The 14,131-nt window shown below is 40.4% G+C and carries 9 protein-coding genes; 4 read left to right on the top strand and 5 right to left on the bottom strand.

The window, feature by feature from the left end; genetic code table 11:
• Positions 1-8: 8 nt before the first annotated feature.
• Genes ZA06_RS04705 through ZA06_RS04685 form a run of 5 tightly spaced genes read right to left on the bottom strand, consistent with a single transcriptional unit; the run spans position 9 to position 6,909 of the window.
• Complete coding sequence (locus ZA06_RS04705) at positions 9-1,556, bottom strand: glycosyl hydrolase (RefSeq protein WP_053976230.1); 1,548 nt, start codon at positions 1,554-1,556, stop codon at positions 9-11.
• A gap of 4 nt (positions 1,557-1,560) precedes the next feature.
• Complete coding sequence (locus tag ZA06_RS04700) at positions 1,561-2,748, bottom strand: AGE family epimerase/isomerase (RefSeq protein ID WP_053976229.1); 1,188 nt, start codon at positions 2,746-2,748, stop codon at positions 1,561-1,563.
• A complete protein-coding gene (locus ZA06_RS04695) occupies positions 2,748-3,935 on the bottom strand; it encodes a glycoside hydrolase family 130 protein (protein ID WP_394332243.1) in 1,188 nt (395 codons plus the stop codon). The genes ZA06_RS04700 and ZA06_RS04695 overlap by 1 nt, the downstream gene beginning before the upstream one ends.
• 1 nt (position 3,936) lies before the next feature.
• Positions 3,937-5,775: a sodium:solute symporter family protein gene (locus tag ZA06_RS04690; RefSeq protein WP_053976228.1), complete on the bottom strand. Its 1,839-nt coding sequence runs from the start codon at positions 5,773-5,775 to the stop codon at positions 3,937-3,939.
• A gap of 3 nt (positions 5,776-5,778) precedes the next feature.
• Positions 5,779-6,909, bottom strand: coding sequence for a glycoside hydrolase family 26 protein (locus ZA06_RS04685; protein ID WP_053976227.1), 1,131 nt, complete (start codon positions 6,907-6,909; stop codon positions 5,779-5,781).
• Positions 6,910-7,067: 158 nt separating this feature from the next.
• On the opposite strand from ZA06_RS04685, the gene ZA06_RS04680 reads away from it, so the two are divergent.
• From ZA06_RS04680 to ZA06_RS04665, 4 genes are all read left to right on the top strand, one after another.
• The gene (locus ZA06_RS04680; protein WP_053976226.1) at positions 7,068-7,946 is read left to right on the top strand and encodes an AraC family transcriptional regulator; all 879 of its coding nucleotides are present in this window, start codon (positions 7,068-7,070) and stop codon (positions 7,944-7,946) included.
• A gap of 351 nt (positions 7,947-8,297) precedes the next feature.
• Complete coding sequence (locus ZA06_RS04675) at positions 8,298-11,399, top strand: SusC/RagA family TonB-linked outer membrane protein (protein WP_205625693.1); 3,102 nt, start codon at positions 8,298-8,300, stop codon at positions 11,397-11,399.
• A gap of 11 nt (positions 11,400-11,410) precedes the next feature.
• On the top strand, positions 11,411-12,994 hold the full coding sequence (locus ZA06_RS04670; protein WP_053976224.1) for a RagB/SusD family nutrient uptake outer membrane protein: 1,584 nt from the start codon (positions 11,411-11,413) through the stop codon (positions 12,992-12,994).
• Positions 12,995-13,004: 10 nt separating this feature from the next.
• A complete protein-coding gene (locus tag ZA06_RS04665) occupies positions 13,005-14,087 on the top strand; it encodes a CIA30 family protein (protein ID WP_053976223.1) in 1,083 nt (360 codons plus the stop codon).
• The last annotated feature ends 44 nt before the right edge of the window (positions 14,088-14,131 follow it).

The raw sequence follows: 14,131 nt of genomic DNA, 5'->3' as shown, positions 1-14,131 counted from the left end.
TTTAATGGTTATGGTAATGAATACATGTCTGGAAGTTCATTTTCCAGCGTAGATTTTGGTTTGTCTGTAAATTCTATAAAATCCGTCACATCCGATTGTCCAGGCGCAGGGGTGCAATACGTATTTTCGCTATTGCTCCAAAACATCATGTAGGCAACATGGTTGTTGTTTTCGGAAATGGCGTTGTATAGATTTGTAGAATAGAAGTTGGAAATTGGATTGTTTTCTCCAGGGGTCACAAAATAGCCGGTTTCCGTAAGGGCGGCAATTTTTACTTTCTCCTTAGCCAAATCCGAAACGATTTTAAGCTTGTTGTTGGCAGCGGTCACACCACTTTGCCCCTGATTGTTGAAATCGCCATAGTTGTCCATTCCTAAGATGTCAACATAAGCATCGCCAGGATATCTAGACAAATATTCTACGGAAGAATTAAATTGATTATCTGGGGCAAAGGCAAATAAAATGTTGTCCACGCTTAAAGTGTCCTTAAGGTAAGTGACGGTAAACTGCCATGCCGTTTTAAACTCTTGGGCCGTGCAATAGGCTTCTCCCCACCAAAACCAATTGCCGTCAAATTCGTGGAAAGGCCTAAAGATAAATGGGACTTTCTTTCCGTCTGAACCAATCATATTATTGGCCACTTCTCCTACTTTGTTGAGTTTTTCCTTGTAGTAGTCATGGTTGGCGCCTCCGGGAAGGATGCTTTTAAAGGCGTTGTTTTTTTGGAATTCGGTCATTTCACTAGTGTAGAAATGTTCGCCTTCATAAGGCTCTCTTAGGTGCCATGTAAACCCGACAACCATGCCTTTGTTGTAAGCTTCAATGGCGTGGGAAGTTATTTGTTGTTCCTGTTGGTAGAACCAATTTCCAGAGGAACCATCGTTTTGGTCGTCTGTAATAAACATAAAATCCAGTCCAATTAAACCGGGGTCACTTCCTGTAGTTTTCTTGATATCCGAATCCCCAGAATTGTTATTGTAAAAACTGCTGAAAGCGTCTTGTTGTCCAACGATGAATTTGGTTCTGGATAATGTCTTTAGGTTGTAGAACAAGGCTACAGTTTCGGCCGTGGCATTTGGGTTGACCATGTAATTTGGGGTGTTCTCTGCCTGTAAAATAAAGTCTTCTGGAATTTCCGAAATGGTGATCGCAGCCGAATTTGGGTTGCCAATAATTGCATTGCTGCTCACCTCTATAATTTCAATTTCTACGGTTTCATCTCCTTCGGTTTCGAGATCGTCGATAATGGTTAAAGGAATTGTGAAACTTGTAGTGTTTGCAGGAATGGTTGCCGTGTTGGAAATGGCTTGATAATCTTCTCCATTGGTGGCACTTCCGTTGATGTTTAACGTTACCGTGGTGGCGGAACTGGAGGCTCCTGTAAGCGTTAGTTTGAAAGAACTGTTGGTGCCTGGTTCCTCTGCGGTGCTGTTTGTAGCGGCAATACTCACCTTTGGAAGGATGTCTCCATCTCCATCGGAGTCGCTATCGCTTGAACAATTGAACAGGGTCCAAAAGATAGTGGTTAGTATTGCTAATTTGGCAAGTGTTTTCATGGTGTTATGGTTTTGGACTCAACATGATGCAGGCGCGCGATGTGTGGTATGGTGCCTTCCACATGCTAACTTTGTCCTCGTTTTCATAAGGTATTCCTTTGTCATTAACCCTAAAATGCCACTCTCCATTTTTGTGGTCTATCAAATGGGTTTTGGTGAATTCCCAAATAGGTAGAGAAGCTGAAAGATACTTTTGATCTTTGCTTATATGATAGGCATAATTGAGGCCGATCAAAGCTTCTACCTGCGGCCACCAGTGACGATCAAGGTCAATATGATTGGTAGTTAGGTTCTTTTCATTGATAACCGCGCCTTCCTTGTCAATGCCTTCCGCAAGAAAAGCATCCGCTACTTGAATAGCAATGGCTTCACATTCTTTAATCAGTGCGTCGTCTCCAAGTGATTTTGCGGCTTCAATTACCAGCCAAGCAGTTTCTATATCGTGCCCATAGGAGATTGTGTTGCTCAAGAGTTTCCACTCTTCATCAAAAAATAAATCGTAGTGATTGGTTTTGTTTAAAAAGGTGTCATTGAACAATCTTATGAGCTCTTGAAGCGAAGCCCTTAAGCTTGGGTGGTCATGAATTTTTAGTAATGAAGTGTAGGCTTCCAAAACATGAAGGTGGGTGTTCATGGTTTTAGCGGCGTTCATGTCTTTTTCGCTCAAGCGCATATCTTCAATAGGCTTCCAATCTTCATTGAAAGCTTCTAAATAGCCCTTGCGCTCGGTATCCTTGGTGTGGGTTTCCAAAAGTTGAAACAATTCAATAGCCCATTGTTTGGAAGCTTCATCACTGCTTAATAGATAATATTCAGATAGCGCATAAATCCCAAATGCTTGTGCGTATACCTGTTTACGTTTGTTGATGGGAGCTCCCGTATAATCGAGTTCCCAAAACAAACCTTTATGAATTGTATCCCTAAAATAGTCGTTTAGGTATGTAAAGGCTCTATCGCAAATGTCTTTGTAAGTGTCTGTTTTTAAATGATTGTAGGCTGCTGAAAATGACCATAAAATGCGCGTGTTCAAAATAATTCCTTTGGAAGCCAATGGGACTAACTCATTGAAATGATTTCTTGTTCCAACGAAACCACCAAATTCCATATCGAGCGTATTATCTACCCAATAATTAAGGATGCGTTTCAGTTCAGCAGCAAGCTCCTGTTGTAAATTTTTATATGCCTCAAGCATTATAATGCCTTATTTTTATTGATGAGGTCAATGATGTTTTGCACCGATCCTGCCGAAATAAAGGTGTCTTCGGGAGTGTTGGTGACATAATCGACCAATTTGTCAACGGTAGAAGTGGCCACATGCATTCTAGTGTCTGAAGAAGCATAGTAGATATAAACCGTTCCATCTGTATCTTCAATCCATCCATTTACAAACAAAACGTTGGAAACATCGCCTACACGCTCATTGCCGGTAGGTCCCATAAAATGACCAGCGGGTTGATGCGTTACTTTGGAAATGTCATTTAAATCTGTCATGAACATGTACAAGGTATAGCGCAGTCCAGCTGCAGTGTTACGAACACCGTGAGCCAAGTGTAGCCATCCTTTGTCGGTTTTGATTGGGGCTGGCCCCAAGCCATTTTTCAATTCGTAAACGGTATGGTATTCTTTGTTGTTGATGATGGTTTCATTTTCTACCGCCGGGTTATTCATGTCTTCAATGAAGCCAAGACCAATTCCTCCGCCACTTCCAACACTGATGAAACCGTCCTGAGGTCTGGTATAAAATACGTATTTGCCATTTACAAATTCTGGGTGCATTACTACATTGCGCTGTTGTCCTGTATTGGAAATAAGGTCAGGCAGGCGTTCCCAAGTCAATAAATCTTTGGTGCGAACAATTCCTGCATTGGCTACTGCTGCACTGGTGTCTCCAGCAGGGGCATCGGGGTCTTTGCGTTCGGTACAAAAGATGCCGTAGATCCAGCCGTCCTCGTGCTGGGTCAAGCGCATGTCGTAGACGTTGGTATCTGGATTGCCTTCAATTTGAGGAATCACGCAAGGTTGGTCCCAAAATTGAAAGTTGTCAATCCCGTTGTCGCTTTCGGCCATAGCGAAAAAGGACTTTCTGTCGTTTCCTTCAACCCTTACACATAACACGTATTTGTCCTTCCATTTTATGGCGCCTGCATTAAAGGTGGCATTAAAGCCAATGCGTTCCAAAGCATTTGGATTGGTTGTTTCGTTTAAATCGAATCGCCAATGTAGCGGCACATGAGCAGCTGTTACAATAGGGTTTTTATAGCGGTTGTATATGCCGTTAGAGCTGAAAACAGCTTCGTTTTTTTGAGCGATCAATGCGTCAAATTCTTCCTTAACTTTTTGAAGTTTGGAGCCAACAGGGTAAACATCGTTTTGCATCATCTTAGTCTAATTTTTCTTCTAAATTATTCCACCAATATTTTTTCAATAGGAACACACAAACAATTAAAATGGCTATTGAAATGTATATTGGTAATGTCTGTCTGAAAATGAGATACATTGGAAGAATTACCAAAACCGTTTGGGCAATGGTACCAATAAGCACATTGAACATGTCTCTTCCAAAGTCTGTATTTTTTTTGAATCCAGGAATTTCGGCTTCCAGTTTATCGTGAATTGGTTTCCAGAATCCCCACGGGCGTACGTTTTTGTAGAAAGTTTTCAATACTTCCTCGTCGGTTGGTGGTGCGGAGTAGGTGCCTATTATACATCCTATCAAAGAAATGATTAAAAGGAGCGGAAATAGGTAAAGTCCTAAAACATTTGGGAACAGCTCTGGAATGATGGCGGCGGATAACAAACCTGCGGCCATTCCCCAGAAAAAGCCTTCTCCATTAAAGCGCCACCAATACCATTTTAGGATATTGGCGCCTACATAACTTCCGTAAAGTACAGAAACAATCCATTGCAGTACAGAATTAACGTCTTTAGCGAAGAAGCCCAAAACAATACTGATAAGTACTACCAATATACCCGTGATGTAGTTCATGTTTTTAATTTGGTTGCTGCTGGCATTTGGGGCCTTGTATTTTAGGTAGATGTCATTTACCAAATAGGCTTGCGCGGCATTCAAAGTTCCTGCGAAAGTGGACATGAAGGCGGCAATTAATCCTGCCAATAAAAGTCCAAGTAGGCCAACCGGTACAAATTGCATGATGGCTGTTGGTAGGATCAATTCAAAATCGATATTTCCAGCGGCATTTTCCAAGTTCAGTTTTTCGTAGTAGATCAAGGCTAAAGCGGCAAACCCAGCAATCATTAAATAGCGGATTGGCATTAAAATAACCGAAACAAATCCACTCATTTTAGATGCTTCGGCAGGCGATTTTGTGGATAGAATTTTTTGCATGTCGTAGGTTGGTGCAGGTCCGGCAACACTCACCAAAACACCTTTGAAGACCATCATCATAAAGAAAATAGTAAAGAGTCCAAAACCGTCTTCCTTGATTTTTTGATTGACTTCAGGGATGATATTGCTCCAGTCCAAATTAAGTTCCCAGCCAAAGAACGGGCTGTCCCATCCTTCTGGAACTGTGAGTCCTTGGGTGCCTACGGCGTGGAATCCTAGATATCCAATAACTAAAGCGGCAATGGTCATGATGGCAAATTGCACCACATCGGCCCAAACAATTCCGGACATTCCTCCCAATAGGGAATAGAACACGGCGAACAGGGTGAAGATGGTTCCGTAGAAATGTGGTACGTATTCTGGGGTGACATTAAATGGCACATAGTTGCTGACCATTTCCCAAGGAATGAAAATTTCGATGAATTTTCCTAGACCTATAAAGCCATAGGCTAGATATCCCAAACACATGATAAGGGCAAAAATCACTACAATAATATGGGAAAGTTTTGCGCCTTTTTTGAAGCCAAAGCGCGTCCCAATCCATTCGGCACCGGTTGTGGCATTAGATCGTCTGAGCCATTTGGAAAGGTAGACCATCAAGAATATTTGATTGAATACGGGCCATAGCCATGGAATCCATGCGCTTTTAATTCCGTACACAAACATGAGGGTTACCAGCCAAATAGTTCCTGAAATGTCGAACATTCCTGAGGCATTGGAAAGACCCAACATGTACCAAGGAATGGATTTTCCTCCCAATAAATAATCGTCTTTACTTTTTTGTGCTCTTTTCCTAAGGTAAAGTCCTATAAATACAATGGTTGCCAAATACAATAGGATGATAACAATATCAACGGTGTGCAATAATTTCATAAGTTAGTTTTTTATGTCCTGCAAAAATAAAGTTTTAGGAAGGGCTTTAAAGGTTTTAAAGTCATTTTCGCTAGGGTGGCCCTTGTAGGGCATATAATGGTGGTCGGTTCGGGCGTTCCTCCAAAACAATACCCAGGCTATGCCAGTATTTTCAATAGTTGGGTACAATACTTCGGTAAACCAATTTGGGGTGGATAAGGTTTCTAAACCAGTTTCCGTAAAAGCATATAGTTTTCCTTTTTGGGAGGCGATATTTTTTACGATTTTTAAATCATTCACAACTGATTTTATATAATCTTCCGAATTTTTAAAGTCGTAAATGTCAATTCCCAATATGTCCACATAATTGTCGCCGGGGTAGTATTTAAGGTAATCGTCTGTAGGGTTAAGTTTGTTTGGGGAATAGGCATAAAGCAGGTTGTGAACTTCGTGTTTGTCTCTTAAAAGTTCAAGAGTTTCTATCCAAAGCGTTTTGTAATCTTCAGCGCTGCAGTTGCCTTCTCCCCACCAAAACCAAGAGCCGTTCATTTCGTGGAAGGGTCTAAAAATGACAGGAACCATTTCGGTTTCAGTTTTGAGTGATTTCATGAAATCGGCCACTCTGGAAACCCAAAGTTCATAGGTGTCTCTGTGTTTACCTCCTTTGATGATGTCTTGAACAGCAGATGTTTTATCCCAAGAGTTTCCTCCAGAAGTGGGATTGTCCAAATGCCAGCTTATGGTGATGATGCCTCCTTTTTTGTGTGCATCTATGATTAGGTCTCTCATTAATTTAAAAGGTACCGAATCCAGATTTCTATCATCTCCAAGTTCAAGGTGGCCTATGTCAAAACCATAAACGGCTGGATAATCTCCGCAGACCTCATAAACGTCACTTTTTATGGTTGTAGGGCTTTGCTCGTAAAGCCATCCTAATCCATAAGAAGTAGCATCTTGGTGTCCTATTGCGAAGCCTTTTTTGGTAGTGGCTTCCAATTTTTGATAAAGATTTTTTACACTTTTTGATACTTTTTTGTCAGAAAGTTGCAATTCTGGAGCTTCTTTATGTTGGGCTTGCGCACAAGCGAAGTTGAGAGCTAAAAATAGAATTACAAATTTCTTTGTGAATGCATTTTTATTAATGATAATCTGCATTTTTTGTGACTTGATTTAGTTATTTGATATTTTTATGCGGTATAATTGTAAAATATCTATTTTTGTTAAGTAAAAATTACAGTATTCAAAATTAAACATACAGCTAACATATTCATGATATTATTTTATCAATATGTTACAATATAATTGCAAATTAAATGGACATACTTAAAAAGGTGCATCGCGAGATTACGCCCTTATCTCCAGAAGATAGCTTCTTAGTGTTTGACAGAATTAAGAATGATTTTGATTTTCCCATTCATTTCCATCCAGAGTACGAGCTCAATTTTATCAGTAATGGCAAAGGGGTTAAACGTGTTGTTGGGGATAGTGTAGAGGTGATTGACGATGTGGAGTTGGTACTTGTTGGGCCTAATCTGCATCACGGTTGGTTGACTCATGATTGTAAAAGTGAAGCCATTCATGAGGTGACTATTCAGTTTCATGAAAACCTTTTGAACAAGGAGTTGTTGTCCAGAAAAATAATGAAGTCCATTAAGGATATGTTTGAAAGATCCATCCATGGGATTCTGTTTTCCAAAAAGACGGCTGCCGAAATTGGGGAGCGTCTGGGGCAGGTGTCTAAATTGGATGGGATGGACTATTTTTTGGAGTTGGTATCTATTCTTCACGATCTCGCCAACTCTCGAAATCAAAGGCTTTTGTCGACCTATACTGTGAATCGAGACAATTTTGAGAATAGTGATAAGATCAAAATTGTATATGAGTTTGTGCAGGATAATTTTGAAAAGAAAATTTCCCTTTCGGAAGTGGCGGAATTGGTGAATATGAGCAATGTGTCATTTAACCGTTTTATGAAAAAGAGAACCGGAAAAACCTTTGTGGATTATGTAAATGATGTAAGGATTGGCTATGCCTCGATGTGGCTTTTGGAGAAGGAAATGAGTATTTCCGAAATCGCATTTAATTCAGGGTTTAACAACATTGCGAATTTTAATAGGGTGTTCAAAAAGCTTAAAAATTGTACGCCAAGTCAATATAAAAACGAATTCTCAGGTATTAAACGGATTCTGTAAGAAAGGGATGAAAGTTAAAGTGGAGGTGTATGGTGTGATTTTGTTTTAGTGTCTTATTGCTGTTTAAGCTGTTGTGGGTTAGCTTTTTGTGTTCTTTAAAGCAGGTGTGGCTTAATTATTTTAGCTATAGGTGAAATATTTTATAGGTAAATGACAAAATAATATTAACAGTAGCTTAACATTTGAGCTAAATTTGGATATGATAAAAAACTCATTAATTATTTGTATTAATATCAATTATAAGGCGCTTAAAATTAAAATTACTTAAATATACTGTACTAACACTTTAACAACATGCGAAAATTTGATCTGAAAAACATTTATAGGTGTACAAAATATTGTTACGCCTTTTTGTTCTTTTTTCTGGCGGGACAATTTGCCTTTGCACAATCTCAAGTCACTGGAACAGTCAGTGATGAAAATGGGATGGCGCTGCCAGGGGTGAACATTTTGGTGAAGGGCACAACGGTTGGTGCTGTTACAGATTTTGATGGGAACTATGCAATTAATGTCAAGCAAAATGCGACTTTGGTTTTTAGTTACCTAGGATTTGTGACGCAGGAAGTTTCTGTAGGAGGAAGGACTGTTGTGAATGTTACCCTTAAAGAAAACTTGGAGAGTCTTCAGGAAGTTGTGGTCATTGGTTATGGGTCACAATTGAAGGAGGACCTCAGTGGTTCCGTAGCAACTGTAGATGCTGAAGCTATTCAGAACATGCCACAAGTGAGTGTGGACCAGTTGATTCAAGGTCGTGCTTCTGGGGTGAACGTTACTCTTAACTCTGGGCAGCCAGGTAGTGCGGTGTCCGTTAGGATCCGTGGGGTGAATACCATTTCTGGATCTGGTGAGCCTTTGTATATTATTGATGGCGTGCCAATTTCTGGGGATACCAATAATATTGCTACCAGTGGGCGTTCCATTGCCGATAACAATATTGGTCAAGGAGATGGTGCTACAGACGTAAGTCCATTGGCGGCACTGAATCCAAATGATATTGAGACGTTGAACGTTTTAAAGGATGCTTCTGCAACGGCTATCTACGGTTCTAGAGGTGCTAACGGGGTAGTAATCATCACTACTAAAAGTGGAAAAAACAAAAAGGGATCGCTTAAGTACAATACCTTTATGGCTATCCAGCGTCCTACCAACTTTATTGACGTAATGAACTTGCAGCAATATGCAAGATTGCAAAATGAAATTGGTACTATTTATGGGTTAAATCTTCAGCCTGAGTTTGCCAACCCTAGTTTGTTGGGAGAAGGTACCAATTGGCAAAGTGCCATTTTTGATGATGCCTTGATGCAAAGTCATGAGCTGTCTTTCTCAGGAGGAAACGACAATATGAATTACTTCATATCTGCAGGGTTTTTGGATCAAGAAGGAACGGTGATCGGTTCTGGGTTTGATAGGATCAATATTCGCTCTAACATATCGGCTAAAGTAACCGACAAAATTACGGTTGGAGCTAACTTGACTGCCAGTAGAACCAATGACAAATTAACATTGAACAACGCGACAAACGGGATTGTTTTCTTATCTTTAATGAACAACCCAGCTACCGCGGTCTATAATCCGGATGGGTCATTTGCAGGTCCTGATGCTGATGATGACTACAAAAACGAGAATCCTATTGCAAAGGCCTTAAGCCTTAAGAATACCTTGACCCGTAACCGTCTTTTCGGAAATATGTTTGCTGATATCCAATTAGGAAATAAAATTACCTATAGGGCTGAATTTGGTGGTGACTTTGGTTTTAATTTAAGTGACAGATTCCAGCCTACTTTCACATATGGTGAAATTACTGGAGGGGAGAGTTCTTTGAATGTAAGAAGAGAAAATAACGATTTTTGGATTGTTAAAAACTTGGTGACCTATAATGATCGTTTTAATGATAAGCATGATTTAACAGTATTACTAGGGCAAGAAGCTCAGGAGTCCAAATGGGAAGGTGTCATTGGAAGTGATGGAGATTTCGTGAGTAACGATGTGCCAATCTTGGGTACTGGTGATGCCAATGACAACAACGAACAATATAAAGGTAGCGCCGCTTTGTCTTCTTTCTTTGGAAGGGTGATTTATTCCTTCGATAGTCGTTATAATATCACGGCTTCTTTAAGGGCGGATGGATCTTCGAAATTTGCCGATGGCAAAAAATGGGGGTATTTCCCATCTATTTCGGGATCTTGGAGATTGTCCAATGAAAACTTTATGAACGATTTTGATGCCATACAGAACATTAAGCTTTATGGAGGTTACGGAGAGGTAGGTAATCAGGCCATTCCAAACTTTGCTTATGGAGCAAGATTGAATACCATATCCACAGGCTTGGGAACAGGTTTTGAATTTGCCAATTTTGCCAACGAAGATTTAAAATGGGAATCTTCGCAACAAACCAACTTTGGTTTGGACTTCTCTTTGTTTGATTCTCGTTTCGGGGCAACAGTTGAGGTGTACAACAAGGTATCTAAGGATTTCTTGTACCAATTGGCGGTTACTGATTTTGTTACCGGTGGTAATTCTCCAGGATCCATTGGGGCACCTTGGGTAAACCTTGGGGAAATGCAAAATAAAGGGGTTGATGTTACCTTAAGCTATAAAACTATTGGAAGCGGGGATTTTTCATATAATTCCTCTTTAACGTTTTCGAAGTATGAAAACAGAGTTAACGAACTTCTAGGTGATTTGACCATTTACGGGACGGTTACCATGAACACTTCCAACCAGATTATAACCATTACCGAGGTAGGTGAGCCAATCGGGATGTTTTACGGGTACCAAGTGGAAGGCATGTTTAGAACCGTAGAAGATATGGAAGGCGCTCCAATACAATTTGGACGTCCTTTTGAAGATGCTTTATTCTCTACTACTTGGTTAGGAGACTTGAAGTTTAAGGATGTGAATGGTGATGGCGTGATTGATACCAACGATAGAACTGTGATTGGTAATCCTCACCCAGACTTTACATTTGGATTCCAAAACTCATTCAACTATAAAAACTTAGATCTTTCCATTTTCATGCAAGGATCTTATGGAAATGATGTGTTTAATGCAGTGGCAAGAAACTTAACTGCAGGTAATGCAACACATACCAACCAGTCGCCTTCAGTTTTGGATTATTGGTCAATAGACAATCCAAATGCAAGTTCTCCAAGACTGGCTAGAAATGACACGCCAAACATTAATATTTCCGATCGCTATATCGAAGATGGGTCTTATTTGAGAATTCAAAACGTGACCCTTGGGTATACTTTGCCAGTAGATGTAACAAGATCTGTAGGTATTAACCGATTGAGATGTTATGGAATGATCCAAAACCTTTACACCTTCACCAACTACTCGGGATACGATCCAGAAGTTGGGGTGTATAACCAAAATGCGCTACTTATGGGTGTGGACAACGGACGTTATCCAACCCCAAGGATTTTCACGCTAGGATTTAATTTAGAATTTTAAAAACATCAGCTATGAATACATATACAAACAGACTATTTAAAACGAAACTTGTAGCCGTGTTAACGGTGGTGTTGGGCTTGTGGTCCTGTACGGGAGATTTCTTGGATAGGCCACCGGAGGATTCATATAACGTTGATGAATTTTATCAAACTACCGAGCAGGTCAATGCAGCAACTAATGCGCTTTACACAAGGCCTTGGTACAATTTTGTAACCAATGTGTCTTGGTGTATTGGAGAAATCAGTTCTGGGAACGGACGTACTTGGGATCCTAGAAATGGGGATTTTATGAACTTTGCCATCACAGGAGAGCATGGAACTTTAACCCAAGCTTGGGAGTCTTTATATGCCGTGGTTGCACAAAGTAATGCTGTAATTAACACCTTGCCGGAAAAAGTAGCGGCAGATGTTCCGGTAGATGTAGTTAATAATGCCTTAGGGGAAGCTCGCGTAATTAGAGCTGCCGCTTATTTTTACTTGGTTAGAATTTTTGGTTCAATTCCAATTATTGCGGATAATAACGAATATGTTTTGGAGCCTGTGGTGCCACGTAACCCAGAATCTGATGTGTATGAGTTCATCAAAAGAGACCTGGAGTTTGCCATTGACAATTGTTATGAAAAAGTAAGAGGTTCCAACTATGATGCCAATGCCAAACTCTCTAGCGGGTCTGCTAAAGCCTTATTGGCGAAGGTATATTTATATGAGCAAAACTATACCATGGCGTATCAATTGGCGAGCGAAGTGATTAATTCAGGTGAATTTAAACTTTATGGAGGTGATGCCGAAGATGGGGACCCTGCAGGAAGCTACTACGACCTTTTTCTAACGGCAAATGACAATAATCCAGAATCTATCATTGCCTTACAATGGACCAACACAGGAGTGTGGGCTGAAGGGAATGGATTGCAATCCTTGTTTGCGCCAGCTGGTGTAACGGGATTCTCCGATGGATGGTCTGCAGTAGGACCTTCAATAGACTTGCAGCAAGCTTATGAGGATACGGAATTGGATGAGAGATATTATGCTACCATTATGGCGCCAGGGGCTTATTATCCAGATTTAAATGATGGATATACAGTGTCTGAAAATATCAGTCACCAAGGAACCAATGCTGGCGTTAAAAAATATGTAGTAGGTAATGCTGCTACCAATGGTGGTGGTGCCGCGCAAAGTTATCCGAACAACACCTATATTTTACGTTATGGAGAGTTGTTGTTAATTCATGCTGAAGCGGCTTTAAGCGGAGGTGGCTCTACAGCCGATGGCATTGCGTCCTTCAATAAGGTGAGACGTAGAGCTGGATTGGCAGATAAGCCAAATCCAACTTTGGATGATGTGTTCAATGAAAGACGAATTGAGTTGGCTTATGAGTCTGAATTTTGGTACGATGTAGTAAGACGTGGGCCAAATTTCGCCTTGAATTTCTTAAGCAATACCGAAAGAGGTACTTATAACAATGATACTGATCCACCTTCTGTTTGGTCGGAAACTTATACAGCAACAATGGATGATTTGTTGTTCCCATATCCAAACAACGAGATTGAGAATAACCCAGCTCTATTGGAGTCACCGGTACCTTACGATTTTGAATAAAAAGAAGACTATGAAAACAATGCATATAAACTTACAGAAGGCAAGATGGTTTATGGTAATGATAATTGCAGCATTGCAGTTGACATCTTGTGAAAATGACTTTAAAGACGCTCCCACGCCTGATGCTTCAAAGCCACCAGTGATTACTAGTGTGAGTGAAGTAACGGAAGACGTTGCCGTAACTCAAGGAGTTTTGGAGGGCACTTATATTATTAGAGGAAACTATTTAGGTAGCTTGCTCAAAGTATACTTTAATGGATATCAATCAGGATTTAATCCAGCATTGGTAACAGATAATGTTGCGTTTGTAACCATTCCTGAACAAGCACCTTACGTAAATCAACCTAATATTTTGCGTTTGGAAACCTTGGGAGGATCTGTTGAATACGATTTTTCCCTGTTAACCATTACAGACTTTACAGAGGAAACTGTAGACGGTGTAAAATTGGTACACCTAATGGGAGGTGATTTCACCGATACAGATACGGTAACCTTTGTAAGCGGTTCTGAGGAAAATGGAAACCTTGTAGAGTTGGAAGCAGAAATAGTGTCTATTACTCCCGAAGTTGTTACTGTAAAAGTTCCCGACGGAGTGGAGCAGGCCTATATCTATTTGGCAACTACCAGAGGCGCTGTGGCCAGATCGGATTCTTATGGATTTTCATATTCAATTTATATAGATGATCTGCATCCAGATTGGACGGTAGGAGAATGGGGCGGAACCCATGATTTGTATTCTACAGAGCATGCTATCGGTCAGTATTCTATCAAGTGTATTAGAGAGGCTTGGTCTGGATTTACTTTCTGGGTGCCAAATATTCCTTTCAATCAGTTTGATGCCATTACTGTATCGGTGTATGGTACTGGAGCACCTGGAGACACTGTAACCTTGGCAATCAATGATTTTGATGGCGCCGCAACGCACCAACCTATCCAATTGATTCCAGGAGAGTGGAACAAAGTGGTGATTCCGTTGTCGGATTTCTATCCAAACGGAGCGCCAAGTACAATTTTCAGATTGGATTTCCAAGAGTCATCCAACACTGGATTGGCTGAGTATATTTTCTATATCGATGATTTTGGATTCCTATAATTCATTGTCGGTATTATAATCAACTAAAACATATTAATTAAAAA

The sequence above is a fragment of the Mangrovimonas xylaniphaga genome (genome assembly GCF_001280435.1).
GTDB classification, from domain to species: domain Bacteria; phylum Bacteroidota; class Bacteroidia; order Flavobacteriales; family Flavobacteriaceae; genus Mangrovimonas_A; species Mangrovimonas_A xylaniphaga.
Note: the sequence above shows the minus strand (reverse complement) of the source record. Positions and strands in the feature narration are given on the sequence as shown.

Excerpts from the sequence above, each read along its gene's own strand:
- ZA06_RS04705 (WP_053976230.1), bottom strand. The coding sequence starts at position 1,556 with ATGAAAACACTTGCCAAATTAGCAATACTAACCACTATCTTTTGGACC.
- ZA06_RS04700 (WP_053976229.1), bottom strand. The coding sequence starts at position 2,748 with ATGCTTGAGGCATATAAAAATTTACAACAGGAGCTTGCTGCTGAACTG.
- ZA06_RS04695 (WP_394332243.1), bottom strand. The coding sequence starts at position 3,935 with ATGATGCAAAACGATGTTTACCCTGTTGGCTCCAAACTTCAAAAAGTT.
- ZA06_RS04690 (WP_053976228.1), bottom strand. The coding sequence starts at position 5,775 with ATGAAATTATTGCACACCGTTGATATTGTTATCATCCTATTGTATTTG.
- ZA06_RS04685 (WP_053976227.1), bottom strand. The coding sequence starts at position 6,909 with ATGCAGATTATCATTAATAAAAATGCATTCACAAAGAAATTTGTAATT.
- ZA06_RS04680 (WP_053976226.1), top strand. The coding sequence starts at position 7,068 with ATGGACATACTTAAAAAGGTGCATCGCGAGATTACGCCCTTATCTCCA.
- ZA06_RS04670 (WP_053976224.1), top strand. The coding sequence starts at position 11,411 with ATGAATACATATACAAACAGACTATTTAAAACGAAACTTGTAGCCGTG.
- ZA06_RS04665 (WP_053976223.1), top strand. The coding sequence starts at position 13,005 with ATGAAAACAATGCATATAAACTTACAGAAGGCAAGATGGTTTATGGTA.